Raw genomic sequence first — 26,145 nt, forward strand, 5'->3', positions numbered from 1 at the left:
TTCCTATCCTTCCGGCTGCTCCGTCATGCCGACCGCCCGGAAGGCCAGCCCCGTAATGCTTCGCAGCATGGCCTCCCGCTCCATCGGCTTATCCAGCACCGTGCTGATCATCCCCGTTCTGGGAGGGAACATGAGCATGCCCATCAGTCCCGTCATCGAATAATCGACGGAATCGATATGGAAGACGCCGGTTTCCTTGCCCTTCAACAGAATGGCCCGCAGCAGCTGCCAGACGGGCAGCAAATAGTCCTTCAGCGTGTCCGTACGCTGCGAGTCCGACGAGATCTCGCGGAAGGTGATGGCCACTATCTCCGGCTCGTCGAACCGGTAGTTCACCAGCGCCCGGATGAAGGCCTTCAGCGCCAGAACCGGCTCCTCCATCAGCGGCACGAATTCCTGGAACCGCTCCTCCCGGATGTACTGCTCATAGATGGCCCGGAAGAGCTGCTCCTTCCCGCCGAAATGGTAGGAGACGAGCGCCACGTTGGCCCCCGCCTCCACACAGATCTGGCGTACGCTGGTTGCGTCAAATCCCTGCTTGGCAAACAGCCGCTTCGCCGCCTCCAGCAGTCTCCGCTTCACATCACATTGGTCATCGCACGTATGCTGCACCTGTCGTTCTCTCCCCATCATCCGTCCGTCTCGCATGATCCTATTATGAGCTTAGCCCGGATCGGAAGCAAGACCCTCCCGGTGCGCCAAAGTCCGGGGCTTGCGGAGAGCCACCGCTGCGCCTCCGATTGCCAGGCTGACGGCCAGAATGATCAGGAGCGCTCCGGCGCTTCCACCCACCGAGGGTCCTCCGAACAAGAGATTCATCAGCCCGTTGACGGCATAGGTGGCCGGCAGATAGTCGCCCAGTCCCCGGTAGAAGCCGGAGAGCAGCTCTCTCGGCACCATGGCGCCCGAGGTAACCAGCTGCAGCGACAGGCTGATGATGTTGAACAGCATGCCGGGGGCTCCCAGAACCAGCAGGAAAACCTGCGAATAGAACATAAAGACGGCCAGGAACAGGCTCTGGAACAGCCAGACGGACAGATAGCCTGCTTCGGTCTGTCCGCCGAAGGCCACGACCAGGGCGGAGCCCAGAGCGGATATGACCAAGGCGGAGACGGCATTCAGCAACGCCCTTGCTCCGAACATGGTCCAGCGCCCTCCCGTGAAGCCCGACTCCGCAGCGGCCTGGTGCAGGTTCATCTGCATGATCATGGCCCCGACGAAGGAAGCCAGCACCAGCATCATCGGCACCATCTGATTGTTCATGCCCTTGACGGGGTGAAGCGGCTCGACCTTCGAGACGATCTTCTCCGCCAAGCCCTGTGCAACAGCCTTCGCCTGCTCCGCCGGCATCTGCTGGCCCAGGACCGTCTGCATCCCAGCAGCGGCCGCTTCCTTATTGGCCCCCGCCGTAATGGTGGACGTCACGCCCGTCATGACGCTCTTGATCATCTGGGGGTTCGATTCGTTGATGTAGTATTCGATCCGGGCCTGCTGCCCCGCCGTCTGAACCTGCTTGGTGAAGTCGGCCGGCAGCACCACCACCATCTGGACCTCCCGGTTCTCCAGCCGCTCCATGGCGGCCTCCCGGCTCGGCGAAACTTCCGTTCCGAACGGGAGCTGGCCCGATAGCTTCTCAGCGATGGCCTTGCCCATGCCGGCATCCTCATTCACCACGGCAAGCCGGAGCCCGGTTACCCGGTCCGTCACCCCATCGTAGGCTGTCATCCAGATGACGCTGAAGATCAGTTGGAACATCAGTGCCGTTACAAGGGCCGTCTTGGCGGCCGGACGCTTCAACAACGCGATCCATGCCTCTTTCATATCCCATCACTCCTATTCTTTAATCAAACGTTTGTTTTAAACGGTTGTTTAAATCTTGATGTAAAAATAACACACTGGACAAGGAGCCGTCAAGCCCTCTATCCAGTGTGCTTTCATTTTACCCTATTGCTGCTCCAGCCCGGTTACCCTGTCGGTATGGACGGACGCAGCCTCTCTCCGGCTGTTCCGGATCCGGTTCAGCTCCAGCCCGCGGACTTGGCGAAGCTCCAGGTCGGACAGCCCTTCCTTAGCCGCACTTCCGGTAAAGCCGGAGATCCGGAGATCCTCCAGCTCCTCCCCGCACAGCGCATGGGTCCAGTGTGGATTGCGTTCGCCCTGCCAGACGACCTCGAAGTCCTGAAGGGATACATCCTTCGCGTGATTCATGTAGACGGCCGGCACCTCATGGGCAAAGACGCCCCGCTTGGAGGGCTGGGTATCGAAGACGCCGCCGGGATACCCGCTCTTCACCCGCATCGACAGCTTCACGTTGCGGAAGGACACGCTCTCGATGACGCTCTCCTCCGAGCCGCCGAGGAACACGCAGCCCTCGGATTCGATGAGCAGCTGCTCGAAGCGGATGTTGCGGATCTTGCCCGGCGCTCCCGCCTCCGGCGTATTCCTCCGCTCCGCCGTCATGAAGACGGGCTCGGACTTGCCCCACCAGCGCAGGCCCCGCTTGATCTCGTCCTCGTTGCTGAAGAGGCGCGTTTCGATGAACAGGTTGGAGAAGAGCATGTTCTCCATGGTGGCTCCGTCCCGCACCCAGATGCCCACACCCCGGTTGGAGTTGCGGATCACGCAGTTAGAGACGGTAATGTTGCGGATGTCGCCATGGGTTTCCGTTCCGATCTTAATGGCGGAATCATGGGATTCCAGCGTGCAGTTGGTGACGGTGATGTTCTCGCAGGCTCCGTATTTCGCCGCTCCGTGCTTGGTCGCCTTCACTACGATGCAGTCATCGCCCGTTTCGATATGGCAGTTGGAGATGTGCACGTTCTTGCAGCTGTCCGGATCGATGCCGTCGTTGTTCGGCCCCCGGACCTGGCCCAGGATCTTGATCCCCTGGATGGTCACCATGTTGCAGCCGGTCATATGCAGCCCCCAGGAGGAGGCCCGGTACAGGGTTACATCCCGGAAGACCACGTTCGTGCAGCCCTCCAGGTCGATCAGCTTGGGACGGAAAGGACTTAAGATCGCGAGGACGCAATCGCTTCCCTCGTCCTCCTCCTCCAGGAAGAGGGGGCCTTGGCCGTCGATGGTGCCCAATCCCGTCACGGCGATGTTCACCGCGTGGCGCGCGCAGAGCAAGGCGCTGGAGCCTTGGCCTTCACTTAGAAACTGCCCCTCCGCCCCGGCATCCGGCGAGACGAAGTCCGCCTCCTCCGTGCTGCTGACGATACGTCCCGCCGGGGACAGGTGAAGCTCTACGTAAGAGCGGAGCATAATGGTTCCGCTCAAGTATCTGCCGTTCGGCACCACGACGGTGCCGCCGCCCGCTTCCGCACAGGCGTCGATGGCTCTCTGGATGGCCGCCGTATCCTTGGCAACGCCGTCGCCTACGGCTCCGAAATCCTTAATATTGTAGATCATGCTTCTGTCTTCCCCGCTTCCTCTTCCGAATGAATCTCTCCGATGTAATACGCGTAGATCAGCTCCACCGGCTTGAAATACAGGTACCCGTCATCCTCCCACGGCTGGAAGTGCAGATCCATGCGGGAATCCCCCCAATTTTCCGGCGTTCCCTTCGTGGAGAGGCGGCCCGGCACCACCGGGTCCTCGATCACCTTGGGGAATTCCTGGTAGCCGAAGAGCAGATTTTCATGCATGGCGATGATCTCGTACTTGTCCCCGAGGAACGCCCGCTCCTCCTGGAGCTGGTAATGATAGTAGATGTAGCTGGCCATCATCTCCCGCTTCAGATGCGCCACCCGTCCGACCCGGCGCTCCACCGGCGCCTTACGCAGCCAATGCTCATATCCCGCAGGCTCGTTGAAGTGGAACACGTCCACCATGGGAATCCACTTCCGGGGCTCCGCTTCACCGGCCCAGTCGATCAGGTGAGGACCAGCCGCCTCCGCAACCTTCAGAGGGTCTACCTCCGTGCCGTTGCACTCATAGTACAAAAACACATTATCCCGCCAAGAGAACGCGGCAGCCGTCATCAAGGCCCCTTCCCGAACCAGACGCGAAGCCTGGACGTCCTCTCTCAAGGCTTGCAAGCCTGCTTCCTGCTGGCCGGGCTTCCAGATGCCCCGGTAAATCATACGTGAAATCATGGGTTAAGCTCCTTGTCCATGGGAATGTTGATAGAACCGATATGCCCATTGTACTACAAACGGGAGCCCAATCGATTCCATCGGCAGGTCAAATATCCGGCTTCCTTGTTCAAAAAACCGATGCGGGCCGCTCCACCCGGACCGCATTCTCCAGCCTAAGCGGAGCGGGAGTCACGGTATGGACCCGCACGTTCTCCATGCTCCAATCCCGGACATGGGTCAGATACCCTGCTTCGTGCACGGTCATCTCTACGTTGCTGAGATGGACCTGCTCAATGGGCTGCTCCGCATATCCCTCTACCTCGAAGGCCCGGGACACCAGCTTCCTGCCTTCGGAAACCCCTTTCTCCGACTCGAAGAGACTATGGACCGTCACATCGCGGATCTCGATGTCCCGGAACACCGGGATTCCCCGGGATTCCGGCACCACTGGCTCCGCCATCACCCTCCAGTGCTCCGGCAAGGGGCCCTCGTAATCCTCCGGAATCTGCGCGTAGCTGTAGCTGGGATTCCAATTCAGCAGGAAGCTGAACGGATTCCTCACATCCACCATCCGCATGTTCCGAACCCGGATCTGCTCGATGACGCCTCCCCGGGTCCGAGCGGACTTCAGCCGGAAGCCGTTCTCCGTCCCGTTGGCGGCGATATCGTGGATGAACACATTACGGACGCCGCCGGAGGTCTCGCTTCCGATGGTGATTCCCCCGCCCCGTCCCATGCTGCAATGGCGGATGATGATGTTCTCGCTGGGCCGGTTCACCCGCAGGCCGTCTGCATCCCGGCCGGACTTGATGCAGAAGTTGTCGTCGTTGCAGTCCACGTGGCAGTCCTCCACCAGCACGTTGGAGGAGGAATCGATATCGATGCCGTCCGTGCTGGGTCCCCCGCTGTCGCCGATGTTCAAGTCCGATACGGTGACCTGGTTGCAATAGCAGATATGCACATTCCAAAAAGGCGACCGGACCATGGTCAGTCCGCTGATCTCCACCTTGCTGGAATCCGAGGCCAAGAGGAGGCGGGGCCTGCGGCAATCGTAATCCACGGCCCAGCGGAGCCCCTTCGCAGTATAGTCACCGCGCATGCCGCCAAGGCGGTCCGCCCCCCAATACTTGTGCCACCAATAATCGCCTTGTCCGTCGATGACACCCTTGCCTCCGACCTTGACGCCGCTCTGTCCGCAGATGTTGATCAAGGCGCTGTGCCACTCCATCTCGATGCCAGCGACCCGCGTCCACATGGCGGGATACGCCTCCTCATCGACCGCGGCACGGAGCGTAGCCCCCTCGGCCACGAACAGCTCCACGCCGGACTTCAAGAACAGGGCGCCGGACTCGTAGACCCCTTCCGACAGCACGACCCTTCCTCCTCCGGCGGCGGCAGCCGCGTCGATGGCTTGCTGGAGGGCTGCAGTGTTCCGGGTCGTTCCGTCTCCGACGGCTCCGTAATATTCCACCGGAAATTCCTTGACGGCTGGCTTATACATCTGTTTGCTCTCCCTTCAGGTAGGCGGAGAGACGAAGAACCTCCACCCCCGCCAGCATGACGATGCCAATGCCGTGGGTGTCGTTCAGAAGCCAGGACAGATCGTCCCGGTAATACCGGCCGGAGAAGGAGTAGCCGGAGCCTCTGCACACCCCGTAGATGTTCCCGTACTTGTCGATGCTGGTCCGGGTCATCCCTTCCCAGCCCCGGATCACCGCTTGAACATACGAGGCGGGCGCCTCCAGCCAGCCGTTGCGGATGCCGCGGGCGAAGGCATACAAGAACATGGAGGTGCAGGAGGTTTCCTCATAGGAAGAGGGATCCGTCAGAACCTGATGCCACAGGCCGCCAGCGCCCTGCAGACGGAGATAGCCTTCGCACAGCTCCCGGAAGAAGACGAGCAGCTCCTCCCGCAAGCCGTGGCCGATCGGAAGAACGGTCAGAAGCTCCGCCAGGGAGAAGAGCACCCAACCGTTGCCCCGGCCCCACGCCACCTCCGTCTGACGGTCCGTCTTGAAGTCATAGATGTGGGACATAATCTGCTGCTCTGGCATATAGAGATACTTCTTGTAGAGCAGCATTTGGTTGGCCGCATCGTCCAGATAGGCGGGGTCTCCCGTCAGTCCGGTATATCGGCACAGGAACGGGACGCTCATGTACAGATCGTCGCACCAGAGGGTGTCCTGCATGAAGTCCACGCTTCCCCGCACCCGGTACAGCGCCCCGTCCGGACGCCGGTCCTGGATGCGGCTGATATATTCCGCGATCCGAGCAGCCACCTTCCGGCCTCCGTCCACGTCCCCGTAGGCCATGGCGGCCAGCATGGTGGCGCCGAAGGAGCCGCAGTCGTCCAGGCTGTCGATGAGCGCCAGCTGGTTATTCACACCGGCGGCTCCATACTGCTTGCCGTCCCACAGGGAATATTCGTCATAGGACGCGCTCTGATCCACATGGCGGAGCACATAATCCACATAATCCCGGCGTCCGATGGAAGCCCCCGTCTCCATTAAGCCGTACAGCGTCACCCCGAGCGGGTAGTTCCACTTCCCGAACAGCGTATTCTCCAGATAGGGCCGGACCCAGGTATCCGGCAGATCGGCTCTCCAGTATGTGCCGCCCCGCCCGTTGTCATGGACCCGGTTCAGCTTGTGGAGCTCCGCAACGGCAGGCTCCTTCCCTTCCCCGAACGTGCCCAGGTACAGCCAGCAGTCCTTCAAGCCCCGTACCGGAACCGGTGCCGTTAGCGCGAACTCCTCCCCGCCGGCTGGCCGGAGGGTGAAGCCCCAATCCCCGCCGGAGCCGGGACTGACGGAGCGGACGATCAGCTCATGCTCTCCGAAGCCTACCTCCGCCTCCACAGAAAGACTCCCGCTGCCATGGGCGGTATGGAGGACGGCTCCGTCCAGAATAAGCGTGACGGAGCCGCGGTGCTCTCCCTCCAGCCGGACCGTGCCTCGTCCGGAGGACCGGCTGCTCAGCGTGGTCCACGCGAAGGCCGTCCGTCCCGGATCCTCACCGAAGATCCGCGACAGGACTCCCTTCGTTAGACTCGCTTCATCCCAGCCGGTCTCGGGGTACCAGGCCACCAGCCCGTTACGCTCGCTAAGGGCTTCCGCAGCAAGCTGCGCGTACTCCACCTCCGTCGGTTCGGAGTACATCCAGCCCTCCAGGCCCTCCCGCTCCGGTGTAGGCATGACGAAGTGCAGCGGGAAATTTTTGTAGGAGGCCGTACCGAAGATCCCGCCGCAGCCGTTGGCCGTCTTCTCGAACTGGAGGATGAAGTCGTTCCAGCCCTTCCTGACCGCTGCGCGGAAGGGGTTCTTACGGGCCGGGGCCATCTCATCCGAGATGTTGGAGGCGAAGACCTTGTCCCCGTTCACCCACACCTTCACCGGGCTGAAGCAGCTTGCCCCCAGATTCAGCTCCGTCTCCTGATCGCTCCACAGCTTCCCCCAGACATAGACGAACCGTCCGTTCGGCATATGCTCCCACTTCCGGGTCAGGTCCATCTCATACCGGTAGTCGTGCAGGCGGGTGAAGCCGTTCTTGCTGAACAGACGGTTGACGAACGGATGGGCGGGATTGTCTCCGATATAGCGTCCCGCGATGGTCTCGAGCACCGCCTTCACATCCGTGCGGCATTTGGAATACACCGAGTCGTTCGATTCAAAATATCCCATAAGGTTTCCTCTCTCCTTCTTGTCTCTCTATACAAATCACCCGAAGCTCACGGTGTTATTTCAGCTTAAGTTAGGGGGAGGCCGACGCCCTGCGGTACATCGGCTTTCTCCATTGAGCCGGAGGAGTGGGCACCCATCTAATGTCGGTTGGTCCGATGACCGGACTAGCGTGATCCTGCGTTCTCCGGTGTCTCGAGGATTGCAGGCTGCGGCCGCCGGAACCCAGCGTTATCGCACATTGGCAGACGTGTAACGGTTGCCATAGAGCTTATTTGCTCACCCATTGGCGATCTAGAACTCTAACAGTTGCTACAGAGCTTATTTTTGCAAATCACCCTGTTTTTGTGCCGATAAATGTGAAATAGCGATTCTGGCAACCGTTACAACACATAATCGTGCATCCGCGGGTAAATAACTCTTGTGGCAACCGTTAGCCGCTCCGACCTCCCCTAGCCCCCAAACAAGCTGCTTCTTCCATAGCTGGGGCGGGGAGTAGCACGGTTTGTCAGTGCCTCCACTGGAGCCGGGAAACTCGCACGCCGTCTACCGACACACCTCCACTAGAGCTCGCTCGCGGTCTGCAGACAAACCCCCACTGGATCCGGGAACAGCACGCTCTGCCGACACCTCCGCTTGCTGCAACACAGAAGGCATCCGGAGCTCGCCTCTCCTCTTACCCGTGCACAAAAAACTCCCGCGCCTTGAAAGCGCGGGAGTCGGGTCCGGCCCGCTTATTTGGCGGCCATCCGCTTTTTATAGGCTTCGGTCATTTCTTGGGTCATCTTCACCACATTCGGCTCGGCCTTGGTCTTGTTGACGAATTCGTCCCATGCGGCCAGGGATTCCTTGCCCAGCACGACCTTGGTCTTCATGTCGAGGACCTTCTTCTGCAGCTCAGGCAGGTACTGCATGGCGGTCGGGGAATACAGGCCGATGCTGATGTCCGCCTGGCTGGTCTTGGCGCGCTCGTCCTGGATCTTCTTGAAGAGCTCCTGAGTAGCCGGCTCGAAGGAAACCTTGATGGAGGAGGCGTACGGATCGGCGACGTATACGATCTGGTTGAAATCCGGACCGCCGTCGTCGGTCAGCTTCTTGGTATCGGTAATGACCTTCTTGCCGTTCTCCACCTTGTGGTGAACGCCTTCGAAGCCGTATTGCTGGATTCCGAACACATCGTCATTCATCCACGTGTCCACCAGCTTCAGAATCCGCTTCATCTTGTCTTCCTTCACGGACTTCGGAATCGCAAGCACGCCTGCGAAGCCCGGTCCCTTCGGGTTGTAGCCGTTGATGTTGGTAGCCGGAATGAAGTCCAGCTCCTTGGCGGTCGGCACGATCTTCTTCAGATCGTTCAGGTAGTCGTTCACGATGGTACCGGACTTATCCACCCATACGCCGGACTTGTTGGCTTTCACCAGATCCTTCACTTGGGACGGCTTCATGGAGGCGAAGTCCTCCGGAATCAGCTTCTCCTTGTAGAGCTTGTTCATGAACTCCAGCGCGGTGCGCTCTTCCGGCAGGAAGGACTTGAACGTCAACTGATCGTTCACGAATTTCCAGTCGCCGTTGGCTTTGTGGAAGACGTTCTCCAGCTGGCCCATCGGGTCGCTCAGCTTCTCGCCGTTGGTCATGAAGGTGGCGAAGCCTGTGGTATCCGCCTTGCCGTTCTTGTCCGGATCGCTCTCCGTCAAGGACTTGATCACGTTATACAGCTCGTCGACGGTCGTCGGAACCTTCAGGTTCGCCGCGTCCAGCCAGTCCTTGCGGAACATGAAGAACGTATCGGCTTCGGTCGGACGAGGACGGGGAATGGAGTAGTTCTTGCCGTCCGCCATCTTGGTCAGGTCCCATGCGGTCTTGGAGATCTTGCTGCTCAGGTTCGGATAGTCCTTGATGTAGTTGGTTAGATCCCAGAAGGCCCCCTGCTGGACCATATTGCGGAATACGGAGGTGAACGGGTCCGGAATGTAGATCAGCTCGGGAATGTCGCCGGAAGCCAGGGTCACGTTCAGCTTGTCCGGATAGCTGTTGCTCGACACCCATTGGATGTTCAGCTTGGAGTTGGTCGCCTTTTCGATGGCTTCTTTTATTTTGTTGTCTGCCGCAGGCGGGTTGGCGCTCAGCAGAATCGTCATAATGTTCACGCTGACCGGAGTGGCATCTTCCTTGGCGGCTTGTGTAGGCGCCGTGCTGCTCGACGCGGACGAGTCGTCCTTGGAGCCGCAGGCGCTAAGCGAGGAGGCGGCCAGCATAGCGGCGGCGAGACCTAAGAACGCTTTCTTTTTACCTTTCATCATCATTTTCGAATTCATCCCCTTTAGTTAACTCGGCCGTTGTTCGAACCGTGATACCAACGTAAGGGATGGCGGACTTCCCGGCAACCAAACTTTCTTGCAGCGGATTTCGGGGGGCCTTATCCTTTGTTGCAGACCCCCCATTTCTTGCAAACCCGCGCCGCGCCTGATGTTGCGGGCAGTTACTCCTTCTGTGCCATCTCCCGGTATTGGCTCGGAGGAACGCCTTCGACCTTCTTGAAGATGCGGTTGAAGTAGGTGGGCTGATAGCCGACCTGCTCGGCGATCTCGTTGATTTTCATCGTGGTGGTGCGCAGCAGCTCCTTGGCCTGCTCCATCCTCAGGTTGGTGACATAATCGATAAAATTGATGCCGGTCACTTGCTTGATGGCCCGGCTCAAGGTATAGGGCGTGGTGCCGAAGCGGTCGGCGCAGGACTCCAGCGACAGCTCCGTCCGGTAATGATCCTGAATATACTTCAGCACGCCTTCGACAAATTGCTGGAGCTGGATGCCTTGGCGGCCCATCATCTCCTCGATGTAGCATCCGACGACCCGCTTCTCCATCCAGGCGAGCATCTCCCCCGGCTCCTGAAGCTGGTTCAGCTCCTGGTACAGGTTGATGCCCTCGAACAGCGTGATGGGGTTGACGCCCGATTGCAGCATGGCATGCTGAATGCTTCCGAGCAGCTGGCTTAAGCCCTGTTGGATGACCAGCTTCTTCATGCCGGCGGCCATCAGCTCCTGAACGAACTGGCGGATCAGGGACATGGATTCGTCCCCGGCGCCCGTCCGAAGGGCATGGATGATCTCCTTCTCCAGCAGGAAGTTGTAGGGATACTCCAATTGAGCCTTGTTCTGGTCCAATTGGCCCGCTTCGATGACACCCTTGGCATCGTTCAGATCCCGGAAATTCAAGAGATGCCGGGCTTCCTCGAACAGATACGGCACATGGCTGATCTGCTCCGTCGTATGCCCCAGCACGACGGTGGCCTCCAGCTTCAGGACCGTCTCGAGAATCCGCAGCAGCTCATGGCCGAATTCCTGCATAAGGGAATGAGGCGTCCCCTCCCGGTCCCGGGGAAGCAGCAGGAGCAGGCCCAGCGTGGAATCATGATAATTCAGCGTCTCACAGTGGACGCCCATATTGGCGGCAAGCTCCTTGGCGATATTGCCGACCGAGAAGGCCACCAATTCCTCATCGCCCCGGACGAAGCGGGAATCCGGCTTGCTCAACCCCCGGATCTCGACCACCAAGGACGCCATCAGCCGTCCCTCCAGGGTGACGCCGAACTGCTGGAGGCGCTCCATCACCTCATCCTCCGGAAGGGCGAACAGATATCCTTGGACAAGCTGCATCAGGAACCCCTCCCGCAGGAGCGGCATGCTGCGGTCCAGCGTGGCTCTGAGACTTTCCCTCTCTTCCGTGAGCGAGTCCCACTTCATCTCGATCCATTCGAACTCATTGTGCCCGGCCTCCCGCTCCGCATCCCCCGTCAGCTTGCGGAACAGCCGCTCCATCGGGGAATACAGCCGGTTGGAGGCGAACCAGGAGAGGGTCAGCGCCAAGAGAAGCCCCGCTATGCTTAAGAAGAGAATGACCTTGGAGATGAACAGCACCGGCGAGGTAATGCCGGTCATCGGCGCGGCGGACAGAATCACCCAGTTGTTGCCGAGACGGGTGAATTGGCTGGCGGATACCGAATAATCCGCTTTCCCGTAGGTGAAGAGGAAGGTTCCGTCCTTGGCGCCCCGCCGCGAGTACTCCTCTTCCAGCGCGTGATCGAAGTCCGAGACCCATCCCCCGGAGGAGATGCTCCAAGCTCCGTCGCCGCTCAGGAGCAGGGTGGAGCCCTCGCCGTACGGATTCATCGTTTGGAGGAGCTCCTCCAGCCGCACAGGATCAAGCGTGGCCACCAGCAAGCCGTACGGCTCGGAGGAAGCATGGGACAGCTTGTTCACCAAGGTTAAGGATGTATGCGCTTCCTTATTTTGGTCCGGATTGGCAGCCATAGAGGGAAGCCAAAAGATGGTCTTGCCCTGCTTCAACATCTTTTCGTAGGGATCCAGATTCGTACCGTTCTGAAACCGGTACCCTTCTTTGTTCATGAGCACGGGAGTGGGGTTCTTCAGGTACAGCTCGGCTTGCTTCAGCAGGGAGCTGGAGCCCTCGATAATCAGGAGAGTCCGGTACAGCTCCTGGACCTGGTCATATTTCGTTACGAAATCCAGCTCCTTCAATCTGGAGCTCAGGCTGGGATCGAAGGCCCAATGGGCGAAGGTCATCTCCAGAGTGGCGAATTGGGCTTCTACATTTTTCTCCTGCTGGATGATCTTGTTGTGATGCAGCCGCTGCAGCTCGCTCTCGATCTTCCCCGACACGGTCCAATAGATGGCAAGTCCCGTCACCAGCCCGGGAACGGAGGCGATGAGTAGGATAAGGATCAGACTGTTTCGATAAAATGTGCCTCTGTGCTTGCGCATTGCGATACCCTCCCAGGCGAACTAAACACTCCCGTCATTATAACCGAACGACAAAACGATTTCGATGGCAGGATCCACCGAAATCGCTTTCTACGCTTCATTGCAGGATTAAAATCGACTAAGCTGCAAACCCTGCCGTTAGCCCTTGACAGAGCCGACCATCGCTCCTTTGGCGAAATGCTTTTGGAGGAACGGATAAACGCATAGGATCGGCAGGGTTGCCACCACCACTGCGGCCATCTTCAGCGTCTCCGCAGGAGGCGGAGCCACGAAGGCATCCTGGGCCAAGTCGCTGCTCTGGGCGTTCAAGAGCATGTTCTGCAGCAGCACCTGGATCGGCCACTTCGCCGCATCGTTCAAGTATAGCATGGCCGTAAAGTAAGAGTTGTAGTAGGTGACGGCGTAGAACAAGCCGAAGGTGGCCAGCGACGGCAGAGAGAGCGGAAGAATGATCCGGAAGAAGGTGGAGATGTCGTTGCAGCCGTCAATGGACGCCGATTCCTCCAGCTCTGCCGGGATGCTGTCGAAGAAGCTTCTCATCAGAATGACGTTCCATCCGCTGGCCAGTGCCGGCAGAATCAGCGACCACACGTTATTGATCAGGTGAAAGTTCCGGACCAAGAGGTAGTTGGGGATGATCCCCGGGCTGAACAGGATGGTGATCAGGATCATGATGCTGAAAATCTTGCGGCCTGGCAGGCGCTTCCGGGAGATGGCATAAGCCAGTGCAGCCGTCGTAGCCAGGCTGAGCGCGGTTCCGACGGTCGCCAGGAAGGCGCTGTTGCCAAGAGACCGGATGAAGGATTTGGTGCCGAGCAGGTACTTGTATGAGGCCAAGGACCAATGCTCCGGGAAGATGATGAAGGACTTCGTCAGAAACTCCGTCGGCTCCGTGAACGATACGACGAAGACATAATAGATGGGGAAAAAGGTGATTAAGGCGAACAAGCCCAGCACCAATACGTTTATGGCGTCAAAGACGCGGTCGGATTTGCTTCGGATCATAGCGGATGCCCTCCTAGTAGACGCCTTCTTCGCCGAATTTTTTGGCCAGCTTGTTGGACAGGATGACCAGTGTCAAGCCCACCACGGACTTGAACAGACCGGCCGCCGTGCTGTAGCTGAATTGGCCCTGCTTCACGCCCACGGTATACACATACGTATCGAAAACCTCCGCCACCTGGGATACGGCGCCGTTGTACATCATGAAGATCTGCTCGAAGCCGACGTCCATCATATGGCCCAGGCGGAGAATGAGCATGGTGATGATGACGCCGCGGATGGCCGGAAGCGTCACGTGCCAGATCTGGCGGAGGCGCCCTGCGCCGTCCATGCGGGCCGCTTCGTACAAGCCGGGATCGACGCTGGCGATGGCGGCCAGGAAGATGATGGTGCCCCAGCCGGCTTCCTTCCAGATCGACTGCACGACGATCATGATCCAGAAGGTATGGGGATTGGTCAGAACGTCGATCTTCTCGGCCCCGAAGTAGACCAGAAGCTGGTTGACGAGACCGGTTCCCTTGGAGAACAGCAGGAAGGTCAAGCCCGAGATGATGACCCAGGACAGGAAGTGAGGCATGTAGACGATGGATTGGATCAGCTTCTTGTAGCTTTCAATCCGGATCTCGTTCAGGAACAAGGACACGATGATCGGCAGCGGGAAGAACAGGACCAGGTTCAGCAGATTGATCCCCATGGTATTGCGGAACAACAGCATGAAATCCGGGTTGGAGAAGAAACGCTGGAAGTGCTGGAAGCCTACCCAATCACTGCCTGCAATGCCCTGGAAGGGGGAGTAGTTCTGGAACGCAATCACGATGCCGAACATCGGCACGTACTTGAAGATGATGAAGAACAAGAATCCCGGCAGTGCGAGAAGATACAGGTACCGGTTCTTCACGATATCCTTGCCCAGCTTGCGGAACTTGCGGAGCTTGCCGGAAGCCGCAGGTGCGGCTCCCGGAGCCCGGGTGTTCAGGGCCAATGGCGGTTTTTCTGCTTTTTCCATAGGAATGGCTCCTTTCATCTAGACGGGTACGACCCGGTGCGCTTGATAGTCGAAATATTTGCCTTCCAGAAGTCCGATCAGCGTCCCCGTAACCCGGACCGTCACCTCGTTGGCGCCAGCCTTCAGAATGGCGGAGTCTCCCGTCCACACGTAGGGGGACCAGGGGCGGACGCCTAGCGGCCGGCCGTTCACCAGAACCTCCACCGTGTCGTGGGGATCCCAGCCCGTAAACCGGAGCTCGAACTCCGGTGCTTCCGGAACGGTGGCGATCTCAACCGGACGGCTGAAGATCAACGTACCGGCATGGTAGGGGTAGCCCGGGTAGTAGCATTCGGCGGCCAAGGAAGGTGCCGCTTCCGGAGAAGGGATAAGCGCCGGGGCCGATGTCTCCGTTTCCGGCCGGACCCCGAAGCCGCCGAGCAGATGAATGGCATCCACCACGCCTTCCCAATCCTGTCCGACGGTCACCAGTACCGCCAGCTCATTCCTGCCTTCCCGAAGCGCCGCGGTCACCTCACAGACCAGGTTCGCCTGGTCATAGAGCGGACGGGCCGCGAAGTCTGCCTGCTTGAAGCTCTTGCCGTTCACCAGCAGCTCCCATTCCCCGAGAATGGCGGACCGGTCCATCAGGAGCAGCGCCGCTTCCGGAAGCTTCTCTACGGTGAATTCCGCCCGGTAGCGGCAATCCAGCGGGTACTGCAGCCGAAGCTTCTTCGGCGTGCCGAAGATCTGGCCGAAGGCCACCGGGAACAGGGCCTGCTCCGCCAGGTCGGCGCATTGGTCAATGAAGGTCTTGGCCTGGACCCTGCCGCTGGTTCTGCTTCCGATACCGCCGATCGACAGCTCGAAGCTCTCGAACCGCAGCGAGTTGGGCTCCTGAGCCTGCAGGCTCCAAGGACCTTCCGCCTCCACCTCCCAGGTCCATGGCGCCGCTCCGGCACAGGCCGGCTGCTCACTCTCCGCCGGCTTCCGGATGAACCGGATCATGCGGGACGCATAGGGAGCGAATGGCAACCGGACGCTGACCCCTTCCTCATTCTGTTCGGTCTGAAGCGGCGTCACCGCCCCGGTCTCCAAATCCAGGAGCTCCGCCAGGAGCACCTCCGATTCTTCGGAGACCGATTCCGGCCAGACCAGCTTCGGATAGACCGTCAGGCGGGCGTTCCGGGCTTCCCCTTCCTGATTGCTGGCGAAGACGGTGTAGCCGCCGTCGTCGCCGTACCGCCCCTGGAGCAGGAAGGACCGGCAATCCTCGCCGCAGTGCAGCGCTGCCGCGCTCGGCATCAGCTGGTCCAGGAGCGTACCCAGCATCCGGTGCACACTCTCCTCCGGAGCATCAGTGCCGCGGAGGATCCGATAGGCGTTCCCTATGCCCCGGACGGTTACCGTCTGCTCGGCCTCCGCTTGACCGCCACCCAGCCAAACCTCCGCTTCCTCCGGCACAGTATGGTCCGGTCCGAGCCGTTCCCGCGGAAGACTTCCGGTGGCGATCACCGTACCCCCTGCCTCCAGGAAGCGCTTGATGGTGTCCCACGCCTTCGTTTCCAGGTTCGTTACCGGCGGTATCAGCAGCACCGAGTAGACGGCCTTGCCGATGACCAGCTTGCCGTCCTTCACCGCCGCTTCAGCCAGCAGCTCCGCATCCAGGTGGTCATAGTCCCTGCGGGCTTGCAGGAGATAGACGCTTAAGCTGCGCCACTCCTCCTTCATTCTCTCCAGCCGTTCCTTCTCTACGGGATCCGTCCCTCCGTAGTCGAAGTGATGCAGCGGGTTCGACATCTGGGTCCAATAGGAGGTGGTCGGATCCAGCATGGCGATCCGGATGTCCGCCACCCCTTGGGTCATCATGTAGCTGATCCGTCCGGCGTAATCGCCCAGCTGCCGGAAGTGCGCCCAGTAGGGATTCTGATAAAATTGGGAAGGCGGCGCGTCATGCTGCGTCAAGCCGTCCAACGTATAGAAGAAGGCGTGGAAGGTGTACATGTTGGTGCCGAAAGCCGCCATCCGGTCGATCATCCACTTGGCGTCCTGGAGATTCATGGACCAGCCGACGCTGTGGAAGCATTCGTCCAGATTCCGCTCCCGTCCCAGCTGTCTGGCAATGGAGCTCATCATCTTGGGATTGTCGCGGAAGCTGGCCGTATACCGGCGGAGAATCCATTCCAGAGACCGGCCCAGCTTCTCGTGGCAGCTGTCTCCGCCCGGCACATGGCTGAAGCGCTGAGTCGTCATCCGGATGGACGGCACCTCCGCCACATACTGCAATCCGTGGGCCTCGCACCAATCGTATACCTGCTTATGGTAGGAGTCGGTCAACAGCTCATGAAGGGCTTGGTAGTAGTCATACCGGATCCCGGCCGCATCAGGATAAGACGCGTTGGAGAGGGCGGGCAGATGCTCCGTAATGGAGTATCCGTTACGCTCCAGGAAGTAGGCGGGCAGCCGCGGGGTCCAGGGCATACGGCCCAGGAGGCCGATCTCGTCAGTGAACATGCCCTTGACCGTCCTGCCGAATTCTTCCCCGATGGATTGGGCATACCGCTCATGGGTCAGCTTAATGAAGGTGGCCATGGCTTCCTTATGGCACGGATCGACGAAGGTGCCGTAATATTTGAAGTCCTCGATCTCCTTCTCCTGATACACCTTCACTTCCCACTCCGGGTAATCGCCAGGAGCTTCCCAATCCAGCCGGTAGACCGTCCGGTAGGTGAAGAACCGCTTCTGGTTATAGGTGGTCAAGCCGGTTTTCTGGAAGACGGGATCCGCCTGAATATTGCCGATGGAGGACCGGAGGTCCACCGCCGACTCCCACAGCCGCTCCCCGGATGCCGTAACCGGCACCGCCTTGGCGTAGATGACCTTGGCCCACGGAAGCTCCAGCTCCACCCGGTCTCCGCCGGCAGCCTGAAGCTCCGCAGCCTCCAGCGTCTGGTGCTTCGCATCCGGATGCAGGAGCGTGACCTCACCGCCGGCAATGCCGCTGGGATACGGATACTCATCGTAGAGCCAGACGTGCATGCCTCTGGCCTTGGCTGCATGCACCGCCACCTGAACGAGCTTGAACCAAGCCTCGGACAAATACGGCACCTGCAGCCCCTGCCGGGGGCAGATGAAGAAGCCGCCGACTCCTTTGTCGTGCATCTCCTCAATCTGCCGGACGATCTCCTCTTCCCTCATGTCGCTGTTCCAGAACCAGAACGGTTGGATTCTATATTGTGCATCGGGATTTCGAAACTGCTGTAAGTCCACTCAAGTCCCTCCCCATGGATGACGCTCTCTTGTCTTACCCTCAATGTAGAATGGTGCCGGATTCCCGGCAAGAATCATTTCTTGCACCTCGCGATGCGGCCTTGTAACACTTTTTTGCCGCCTAACATTTTGTTGCGGAGGCTTGCGGCATGCCTGCTGCGCATGCAAAAAAGGCCGGACGAAAAAGCCGTCCAGCCTTAGCCTTGCCAAGCATATACTCCTAAGATTCCCCCGGAGTGCCGTAGGGAAGGGCCGCTTCCGAGTTGCGGATCAGCAGGAGATATTGGATATAGTCCGTCGTAGCCCCTTGGTCCGTTCCGTTCAGGTGTGCCGGAGTGCGTTCATAAGGGGATCCGGGGTACGAGAGCCGAAACAGGACCGGCCCGTTCCCCGGCACTAGCTGAAGTTGTTCGCGAAGCGTCGAGTCCGTTACCTGGGATAAGACCGGCACGGATTGGCCGCTTTTGGGATCCATGCGCCGGCAGTTCTCATACTCGTAGGGAATGGAGAGCACCTTGCCGCGGAACGGGGAATCCGTCCGGTGGCTGAGCATGGAGGCCAAGGGCTCCCGGCCTGCCGAACGCTCATGCTGGAGGATATGATCTCCCCCGAACTGCCCGAAGACTTTGCCCTCAGGCAGGCGGCCCATCTGCTGCACGAAGCTCTGGTACATCGCATTCTCCCGGATGCGGAACGCCTCCGGATCCTTCGCTTTCTTGAACTCCGATACCCGGATCATATTGTTCGCCATCAGCCTGAAGCCATCAAGCTCCTCCCCCAGGAGGGTTCGGTAGACCTCCTTGTTACGGTCCGTTGCCTCCAGTAGAAACCGGCCGATCTCCTCTCCTGGTCCATACGAGCCCGAACCGGACCGGCCCAGCTCGTTGACGCGGTCCATATCCGCCTTCACCGCCGCCGGCAGGTCCTGCCGCTTCAGGAGCTTGGCGAGATACATGGACGAATGTCCGAGACTGTGCTCCACGTCTACGCCTACCAGACGGAGCTTCTCCCCGTCCGGGAGAGATTGATTGTACGCATGCAGATCCTGCCAGAAGTCGGCTTGGCTCCGATTCCAGTGAGCAGTACCCTTCGTCGCGGACATCAGTTGCTCCAAGAGGGCCTCGTCCCCGGTGGACAAATATTCGTTGAACAGAGAAGCGCCGCTGTACCCCATTTCCAGAGCGATATATCGTATTCCGGCTTTCTCATGCAAATAGCGGATGAGTTGAAGCTGCAGCTCGGTATTGGCCTGAATCGCATGCCCTTCGCCCGCCAGGATCAGATCGTTCTTCGAGACATCCCGGTCCAGCAAGGATAATCCGCTCTTTCCTACGTCTCCCGAGAAATTCAGCACCGCATGCGGAGGGGCTTCGGCTGGACCATCCCGGTTCCCCATAAGCCGGGAGCCTGTCCACAGAAGCAGGACCGCCAGGCCTGTCATGATGAATATCCGATACCGAAGCTGACCCTTCTTATCCGCAAGAAGCATACCCATCGCCCACCGTTTCCAGATAATGTCATGCGGTAACTCTATCATACTCCGTCTCCCTGGTTTGTTACAGTTTGGAGGCAAAAAAGAAAGCCCCCGGACCATGGGATCCGGGGGACTTGCGGCCGGCGCGGCCTAGATTAGCACTTGCCGTGATGGTGATGGAAGCCGCGGGTTACGATGACCAGGAGGATGAACAGAACGAGCACGAAGGTCATGTCATAGCCGTGGTGAACCGGGGCCGGCTTGGCGTACGGATAGAGATAGATGTTCTCGGTGACGTTCTTGTTCTCGAATACGTTTACGTGCGGCATCATGTGCGGCATCATGTTCGGCATTGCATTCGGAGAAGTTGCGGGCGAAACGACCGGGGGCATATTGTTGCCATGCATGTAATCCATCAGGGTTTCCTCCTTGGAATGTTGGAATCCGTGCGGCCGGGTGCGGGTTCCGGTTCCGCCGGTCTCTTGATTACACCAACAGTCTATGGGTGATTGACACCGGGGAACACGGTATTCACCCAGACTCCCAAAAATGGACTCCTGCCCGTATGGACGTCTCCCCCGCCCGCCTGTCCGCCCGAGCGGATTCTAGCGCCCGATTTATTCGACGTACGGGTTATTGGCCTTCTCGAAGCCAATGGAGGTCCGGGGACCATGCCCGGGGTACACCTGGACTCCGTCGTTCAGCTTGAACAGCTTGTTCGTGATGGAATCCATCAGATCGTTGTGGCTGCCGCCCGTCAGATCCGTCCGGCCCACGGAGAGCTTGAACAACACGTCTCCGCTGAACAGCACGTCTCCGCACAGGAAGCTGACGCTGCCCGGGGAATGGCCCGGCGTATGGAACACCCGGAAGGTCTCGCCCAGGAACTTCAGCTCCATTCCTTCGTCCAGCGCGTACTCCGCCGGATCCGTCGTGACCGGACCTCCGACCTCCGGCCACATGAGCGAGCCGTTCTTCTTCGGATTCGTCAGCCAGTCCGCCTCCAGGTCATGGAGGTACACCGGACAGCCCTTCAGCTTCCGCAGCTCCTCCACTCCCCCGATATGGTCAAAATGGGCGTGGGTCAGCAAGATCGCCTCCACGTCCAGCTGCTGCACCCGGCGCAGCAGCGGTCCGGGATTCATGCCGGGGTCGATGACCACGGCTTTGCCCGTCTCCGGGTTGGTCAACAAATAAGCGTTGGTTCCAAGGGGACCCAAGGGAACCGTCTCGATCTTCATCATGATGATTGCGCGCTCCTCTTCCTGTATAACGATTAGAACGACGAGATCAGGTCCCGCAGCTCCTTCACGATCACGGCATGATAGCCGGTGCCTTCGCCGTAGCGGCGTCCCATCTCGGCGCGGGTCTCAGCCAGCTTCTCCTGATAATCCGGCGCTTCCCGGTCCGGGTTCGCCTGCTTGAAGGCGACCATGGCCTCCTGCACGTGCTTCGGTCTCGGTCCCCAATGGCCCAGCACGAAGCCGCCTGCGTCCGTGAAGATGACGATGGGAACGGCACGGCCGCCCATGGTCAGGAACTGGTCCATCACCTCGGGGTTCTGCTCCAGAATCAGGACCTCCGTCGGGATGCCGCTGTTCTCCAACGCCCGGAACACCACGGGGATGTTGCGGACCACGTCGCCGCACCAGTCAGCGGCCAGGATCAGGCAGCGCAGGTCGTCCCGGTTGCGGAGCGAGTCGAAGTAGGCCTGGTCCCCCTCGTCCTCCCACCGGAAGCTGTCGTACCACTCCTGGAACTTCTCCTTGTTCTTCTCCATGCCGTCGATAAACTGCTGCGGCTTCAATCCGGTGCCCAGCTTGGCGTACAGGTTCTTGCTCATGTCCGGTTCCTCCTCGTGTTCATGGGATGCCGCTGTTGCACGGCTCTTGCTCCATCATACCAGAAGCGCCGCCCGCTTCCAAAAAAAGTGGAGTCCCCGGCGGATCCCGGTCCGCATCCGTGGACACGCCGAAGCCCGGCCTCCCTGGGGGAGGACCGGGCCGTTAGTTCTAGTTGGCAGCCGAGCGCAGGAAGGCGGGCAGACGAAGGAACGCAGCCGTCAGACCAGCCAGGCCGAAGGTCAAGAGCACCGCCAGCGGACCCAGGATATCTCCGGGCAGAGCCCCGTGTACGATGATGTCCTGCAGAGCGTGCTGCGCCCAATATTGGGGAAGGAAGCGGGAGGCCGCCTGAACGCCCTCGGGCAGCAGATAGGACGGCGTCCACAGCCCGCCGATCATGGCGCCTCCCATGGAAAAGACCTGCGTGATGACCATGGCCGCGCCCTCGCCGGGGACGAGGAAGGACAAGGCCAGGCCGAGGCCCGAGCCGCAGATAGCCAAGCCCAGCACGATCACCGCCAAGGCGGGCAGGCTGCCCAGCTCCAGATGGTACGCAAAGTGGCCCAAGGCGAAGAGAATGCAGCATTGCGCGATGATCGTAAGGAGGAACGGAATCCACATACCGACCAGATATTCCAGCGGCTTCACGCGGGTGGCCGTGATGCGCGCCAGGAGTCCGGTCTTCTTCTCATCAAAGAAACGGCGGGCCATCGTAATCATGATATAGAAGACGAACATCACCGTCATGCCGGGCACCACCTGGTCCAGCAGGTTGAAATGATCGGAATCCGTGCTGATCTCCTTCACGGTGATGGGGGAGGCCAGGTCCGCCTTCACCTTGACGTCGGATTCCCCCTTCGAGGCCAATAGCCCCGCCAGCTTCTCTTCCCGGTACTGCTTCGAGAGGCTGTCAAGAATGGCCCGCACCGGCATCAGCTCGGCGGCTGCCGACGGATCCTCGATCAGGGTCAGCTCCGCCGCCTGATCTGACTTCAGGGCATGCTCGAAGCCCTGGGGGATGATGAGGAGGGCCGAGAATTGTCCCTGTTTGATTTTGGACTGGAGGCTGTCGAGATCGGCGGGGTCCTCCTGCTTCACCTTTACGATGCGGCCCGCTTGCTCCAGGAAGGCCGCCGAGGCGGCGGAATGATCCTGGTCCACCATACGAACGGTGATGGGCGCGCTGTTATCCGTATTGTTGAACAGCGTCCCGAACATGAAGATGAATACGGCGGGCATCAGGAGCAGGAAGATGAAGCTTCGCTTGTCTTTGCGGATGAGCTTCAATTCTTTGATAATCAGGGCCAACATAAGGTTCACTCCTTCGTTCTATAGGGTTAATCTGCATTCCTGCAGAGGCGCCATGCGAATCATCAAACGGACGGCTGCGATCAATCCCGAAGGGCGGTTCCGGTCACGCGGAGGAAGACGCTCTCCAGGGAGGGGCGGACCACTTCCAGCTGCTTCACGTTCCAGCGGAGCCGGGAACCGAGCTCCATCAATGCCTGCATGGTGCGGGATACCTGCTCCGTCTCCAGAATCCAGCCCGAGCCTTCCTTCTCGGCCTTCGTCACCTCCGGCAGCGACGGCGCTTCCGTCAGCTCCGGAGCCTCCAGGTAGATCGCCTTGCGTCCGTACTGCTCCAGGAGGGAGCCCAACGGCCCCTCGGCCTTGACCGTCCCCCGGTCCATGATGGCCACCCGGTCGCAGAGCGCCTCCACCTCCTCCATATAGTGCGTGGAGTAGATCACGGTGACGCCCTCCCGGTTCAGATCGCGGATCAGGCCGAAGATGTGGTTCCGGGATTGAGGATCGATGCCTACCGTCGGCTCGTCAAGGATCAGGAGGCGCGGGTGGTGCAGGAGGGCCGCCGCGATGTTGATGCGCCGCTTCATGCCGCCCGAGAAGGTCTGGATCTCATCCCGGGCCCGGTCGGAGAGGCCGGTGCGCTCCAGCACCTCCGCAATCTTCCGCTTGAGCTCCGCTCCCTTGACGCCATAGCTCTGGCCGAAGAAGAGCAGATTGTCATAAGCGCTCAGCTTCTCATACAGCGTGATTTCCTGCGGGACGTAGCCGATATGCTCGGATGCCAGAGCCGGGTTGGCGCTGATGTCCCTGCCGAGCAGCCTGATCGTGCCGCTGTCCGCCTTGGTGATGCCGGTCAGAATCTTCATGGTCGTCGACTTGCCGGCCCCGTTCGGGCCGAGGAAGCCGAAGGAGGAGCCCTCCTCGAGGGCGAAGGTCACATTTTCGAGAGCCTGCTTCTTGCCGTAAGCCTTGCGCAGTTGTGTCACTTCCAGGATCGGAGTCATAGGGGAAACCTCCTATAGAGTAATCTTGCGTTCCAACAGATATGAGGTCAGCCGAAGAATCAACCATGCGAAGAGGAGGCTCACCGGGATTCCGGCTGCCACCTCCCAGGGAAAGGGGAAGAAGGTGGCCGGCACATCGCCGGAGAGCTGATCGAAGGCCGGGGTCCAGGAGCCGCTTAAGGTGGAGTACAGCAAGCCCATGCAGACCATGCTGCCGGCCAGGAGAACCGGGCCCAAGGGCTTCCAGGCGGTCCAGAATACCACATTGGTCAGCTGCCCCAGACTCAGGAGCAGAGGCGCGTAGCCCAGGAGCAGGATCAGCCAATTGATGCCCGTCAGCACAAAATCCAGCCAATCCGCCAGAACGTAATGGGGCAGGACCAGGACAACCGCACCGGCATACAGGGATCCTGCTGCGAATACGATCAAGGAGATCCTCGCCGCCCGGAGCCAGCCTGCCGCCCACTTGGCCGAGACCAGCGTCTGCCGGGAATAAGGCAGGGTCAGCCACCAGCCATAGGTGTCGTTCTCCCATTCCCGCTTCATCATGCCGTGCCCGAGGAAGAAGATCATGTACGGGAAGCCGGTGCCGGCGAACCAAAGTCCCTGGAGACGTAGATCATCGGTATATGCAAAGTAAGAGGCCGCTCCCAAAAAGACGGCGAAGACCAGAAAACAATACGCCAGCCGCCAGGACCGGGACAATCGGCCGCGATTCGCTTTGCGCCAGCTGCCGCCGCACTTCCGCTCGTGCTTCAACAGGGACATCCACACCGAAGAGGCGTTGGGGGATACGTTCACGTTCATCGCTTCCACTCCTTCTTGTACAGTGTCTTGAACACCTGATGCAGAGAACCGTATTCCTCCCGGAGCTGCTCGGCATCGCCGGACCAGATGGCCCGCCCTTGGTTCAGCATCACGACATAATCGAAGAGGCCCTCGACCTCGGTAATATCATGGGTGCTGATCAGAACCGTCTGACCGCTCCCCTCCAGGTAATCCAGGAGACCCGACACGATGGCCTCCCGGGACAGTACGTCGATGCCGGCGAACGGCTCGTCGAGCAGGATCAACGGCACCTGGCGGGCCAGACAGAGCAGGAGCAGTACCCGTGCCTCCTGCCCGCGGCTCATGCCGGCCAGCTTCATATCCGGGTCCACGTCCATGAGCTCCGCGAGCCGCAGGGCTGCTTGCGGATCGAAGCCCGGCAGCAGCTTGGTGCCCCACTCGATGGCCTGGGCAGCCGTATGATTCGGATACCAGCGGCCCCTGTCAGGCTGGTAGGCAATGCCGGCATTGGTCCTCCAGCCCGGCGCTTGCCCCAGCACCTCCACGGTTCCCTCCTCCGGGAACACCAAGCCCGTCAGCGTACGGAACAAGGTGGATTTGCCGCAGCCGTTAGGACCCAGAATTCCGGTAATCCGCCCAGGCGGGATGGCCAGCTCCAGTCCGTCCAGCGCCTTCTTCGCGCCATAGCGCTTCGTCACTTGCGTCAGCTTGATGATGGGCGTCTCCATGCTTAATGCTCTCCTTCCGGCTCATGCTTCTGTATGATGTGGACTACGTCATTCAAGCTCAGGCCGAGACTCGCCATCTGGATGAGAAATTCCCCGACGTATCGTTCCGCCAGGTCGGACCGGAAGTCCTGCACCCGATCGCGGGACGACGTCACATACGTACCCTGCCCTTGCCGCTTCTCCGTCAATCCGTCCCGCTCCAGCTCCTGGTACGCCCGCATGACCGTGTTCGGATTCACCCGAAGCACCTGGGCCAGCTCCCGCACCGACGGCATCTTATCTCCCAATCCGATCTCCCCCTTGGCAATGGCGCTTCTCACCTGGTTCAGGATCTGTTCATATAACGGTTGGCTGAAGTCGATCCTAAACTTCAGCGGGCCAACCAGCTGCAATTCCATGGGCCTTCCCCCTTGCTGCCGGTTCCCCGGCTCCAATTACTTAAGTGTATTATATCACTTAATACACTTAATGCAATGGGTACAGTTCAAAAAAATAAGGCCCAAAACAAAAAAGGCCGGAACGGGTAAACCCGTTCCAACCTGCCTCTGCATTATTTGACCGTTCTCTTCCGCGCCCATACCTTGTACAGAATATATAAGACCGTTAAGCCTATGGCCGCCCATAAGATCGGCTGCGTGTAAGGTCCTGCTTTCTCGTCGATGTCTTCCCAGTTCTCGCCCAGAGACTTGCCTAGCGAGATGAACAGAATCGCCCAGGGAATGGAGGCCAGTCCCGTATAGGCCAAGAACTTGAACAGGTTCATCCTCGCGATGCCCGCCGGAATGGAGATGGCTTGCCGGATGACGGGAATGAACCGGGAGGTGAACACGACACCCGCTCCGTACTTCTGGAACCACCGCTCCGTTAAGTCGATATGCTTGGGCTTCAGATGCAGGTATTTGCCGTACCGGTCCACGAAGGGTCTGCCCCCGTAGAGCCCGATGGCGTACAAGACGATCTGCTGCAGCAGGCATCCGATGGTGCCGAATATGACCGCCTCGAGTGCATTAATCTCACCTTTGAATACCAGATATCCGGCATACGCCAGCACGATCTCGCTCGGAATGACCTCGATGGCCAGGCCGATTAGGATGCCCCAGTAACCGAGCCCCGTGATCATGTCCAGTATTTGATGCACAATCTCTCCCATCTTCACCCTACCTTTTCCGCGCCCTCTTATGCGGGGCACTCGTTTAGACTCC

General features: G+C 59.7%; 21 protein-coding genes. All 21 read right to left on the reverse strand.

What is annotated here, in order from left to right:
• Nucleotides 1-3: 3 nt before the first annotated feature.
• Nucleotides 4-612: a TetR family transcriptional regulator gene (locus ACSEXW_RS02465; RefSeq protein WP_438444510.1), complete on the reverse strand. Its 609-nt coding sequence runs from the start codon at nucleotides 610-612 to the stop codon at nucleotides 4-6.
• Between the two features lie 51 nt (nucleotides 613-663).
• Complete coding sequence (locus ACSEXW_RS02470; RefSeq protein WP_438444511.1) at nucleotides 664-1,821, reverse strand: YhgE/Pip domain-containing protein; 1,158 nt, start codon at nucleotides 1,819-1,821, stop codon at nucleotides 664-666.
• A 123-nt stretch (nucleotides 1,822-1,944) separates the two neighbouring features.
• The gene (locus tag ACSEXW_RS02475) at nucleotides 1,945-3,414 is read right to left on the reverse strand and encodes a glycoside hydrolase family 28 protein (protein WP_438444512.1); all 1,470 of its coding nucleotides are present in this window, start codon (nucleotides 3,412-3,414) and stop codon (nucleotides 1,945-1,947) included.
• The gene (locus ACSEXW_RS02480; protein WP_438444513.1) at nucleotides 3,411-4,100 is read right to left on the reverse strand and encodes a hypothetical protein; all 690 of its coding nucleotides are present in this window, start codon (nucleotides 4,098-4,100) and stop codon (nucleotides 3,411-3,413) included. Before ACSEXW_RS02480 ends, ACSEXW_RS02475 begins: the two co-directional genes overlap by 4 nt.
• A 109-nt stretch (nucleotides 4,101-4,209) precedes the next feature.
• Complete coding sequence (locus ACSEXW_RS02485; protein WP_438444514.1) at nucleotides 4,210-5,583, reverse strand: glycoside hydrolase family 28 protein; 1,374 nt, start codon at nucleotides 5,581-5,583, stop codon at nucleotides 4,210-4,212.
• Nucleotides 5,576-7,762 carry a glycoside hydrolase family 88/105 protein gene (locus ACSEXW_RS02490; RefSeq protein ID WP_438444515.1) on the reverse strand — a complete coding sequence of 729 codons (2,187 nt, stop codon included), beginning with the start codon at nucleotides 7,760-7,762 and terminating at the stop codon, nucleotides 5,576-5,578. The genes ACSEXW_RS02485 and ACSEXW_RS02490 overlap by 8 nt, the downstream gene beginning before the upstream one ends.
• A 731-nt stretch (nucleotides 7,763-8,493) precedes the next feature.
• Nucleotides 8,494-10,062 (reverse strand): extracellular solute-binding protein, encoded by a 1,569-nt coding sequence (locus tag ACSEXW_RS02495; protein ID WP_438444516.1) that lies wholly within the window; start codon nucleotides 10,060-10,062, stop codon nucleotides 8,494-8,496.
• Between the two features lie 176 nt (nucleotides 10,063-10,238).
• The gene (locus ACSEXW_RS02500) at nucleotides 10,239-12,539 is read right to left on the reverse strand and encodes a helix-turn-helix domain-containing protein (protein WP_438444517.1); all 2,301 of its coding nucleotides are present in this window, start codon (nucleotides 12,537-12,539) and stop codon (nucleotides 10,239-10,241) included.
• Between the two features lie 138 nt (nucleotides 12,540-12,677).
• Nucleotides 12,678-13,544, reverse strand: a complete 867-nt coding sequence (locus tag ACSEXW_RS02505) for a carbohydrate ABC transporter permease (RefSeq protein WP_438444518.1) — start codon at nucleotides 13,542-13,544, stop codon at nucleotides 12,678-12,680.
• 13 nt (nucleotides 13,545-13,557) lie between these two features.
• On the reverse strand, nucleotides 13,558-14,547 hold the full coding sequence (locus tag ACSEXW_RS02510; RefSeq protein WP_438444519.1) for an ABC transporter permease: 990 nt from the start codon (nucleotides 14,545-14,547) through the stop codon (nucleotides 13,558-13,560).
• A gap of 18 nt (nucleotides 14,548-14,565) precedes the next feature.
• The gene (locus ACSEXW_RS02515) at nucleotides 14,566-17,796 is read right to left on the reverse strand and encodes a glycosyl hydrolase (protein ID WP_438444520.1); all 3,231 of its coding nucleotides are present in this window, start codon (nucleotides 17,794-17,796) and stop codon (nucleotides 14,566-14,568) included.
• 220 nt (nucleotides 17,797-18,016) lie between these two features.
• On the reverse strand, nucleotides 18,017-19,333 hold the full coding sequence (locus ACSEXW_RS02520; RefSeq protein WP_438444521.1) for an erythromycin esterase family protein: 1,317 nt from the start codon (nucleotides 19,331-19,333) through the stop codon (nucleotides 18,017-18,019).
• Between the two features lie 92 nt (nucleotides 19,334-19,425).
• The gene (locus ACSEXW_RS02525) at nucleotides 19,426-19,686 is read right to left on the reverse strand and encodes a hypothetical protein (protein ID WP_438444522.1); all 261 of its coding nucleotides are present in this window, start codon (nucleotides 19,684-19,686) and stop codon (nucleotides 19,426-19,428) included.
• Between the two features lie 201 nt (nucleotides 19,687-19,887).
• Nucleotides 19,888-20,514, reverse strand: a complete 627-nt coding sequence (locus ACSEXW_RS02530; protein WP_438444523.1) for an MBL fold metallo-hydrolase — start codon at nucleotides 20,512-20,514, stop codon at nucleotides 19,888-19,890.
• A gap of 32 nt (nucleotides 20,515-20,546) precedes the next feature.
• A complete protein-coding gene (locus ACSEXW_RS02535) occupies nucleotides 20,547-21,113 on the reverse strand; it encodes a thioredoxin family protein (RefSeq protein WP_438444524.1) in 567 nt (188 codons plus the stop codon).
• Between the two features lie 169 nt (nucleotides 21,114-21,282).
• The gene (locus ACSEXW_RS02540; RefSeq protein WP_438444525.1) at nucleotides 21,283-22,425 is read right to left on the reverse strand and encodes an ABC transporter permease; all 1,143 of its coding nucleotides are present in this window, start codon (nucleotides 22,423-22,425) and stop codon (nucleotides 21,283-21,285) included.
• Between the two features lie 80 nt (nucleotides 22,426-22,505).
• Nucleotides 22,506-23,426 (reverse strand): ABC transporter ATP-binding protein, encoded by a 921-nt coding sequence (locus ACSEXW_RS02545; RefSeq protein WP_438444526.1) that lies wholly within the window; start codon nucleotides 23,424-23,426, stop codon nucleotides 22,506-22,508.
• Between the two features lie 12 nt (nucleotides 23,427-23,438).
• Nucleotides 23,439-24,233 (reverse strand): ABC transporter permease subunit, encoded by a 795-nt coding sequence (locus tag ACSEXW_RS02550; protein ID WP_438444527.1) that lies wholly within the window; start codon nucleotides 24,231-24,233, stop codon nucleotides 23,439-23,441.
• A complete protein-coding gene (locus ACSEXW_RS02555) occupies nucleotides 24,230-24,943 on the reverse strand; it encodes an ABC transporter ATP-binding protein (RefSeq protein ID WP_438444528.1) in 714 nt (237 codons plus the stop codon). Before ACSEXW_RS02555 ends, ACSEXW_RS02550 begins: the two co-directional genes overlap by 4 nt.
• 2 nt (nucleotides 24,944-24,945) lie before the next feature.
• Complete coding sequence (locus ACSEXW_RS02560; RefSeq protein WP_438444529.1) at nucleotides 24,946-25,341, reverse strand: GntR family transcriptional regulator; 396 nt, start codon at nucleotides 25,339-25,341, stop codon at nucleotides 24,946-24,948.
• A 152-nt stretch (nucleotides 25,342-25,493) separates the two neighbouring features.
• Nucleotides 25,494-26,093, reverse strand: a complete 600-nt coding sequence (uptA, locus tag ACSEXW_RS02565) for an undecaprenyl phosphate transporter UptA (protein WP_438444530.1) — start codon at nucleotides 26,091-26,093, stop codon at nucleotides 25,494-25,496.
• Between the last annotated feature and the right edge of the window lie 52 nt (nucleotides 26,094-26,145).

It is taken from the genome of Oryzibacillus soli, assembly GCF_051594765.1.
GTDB lineage: Bacteria > Bacillota > Bacilli > Paenibacillales > NBRC-103111 > Paenibacillus_AR.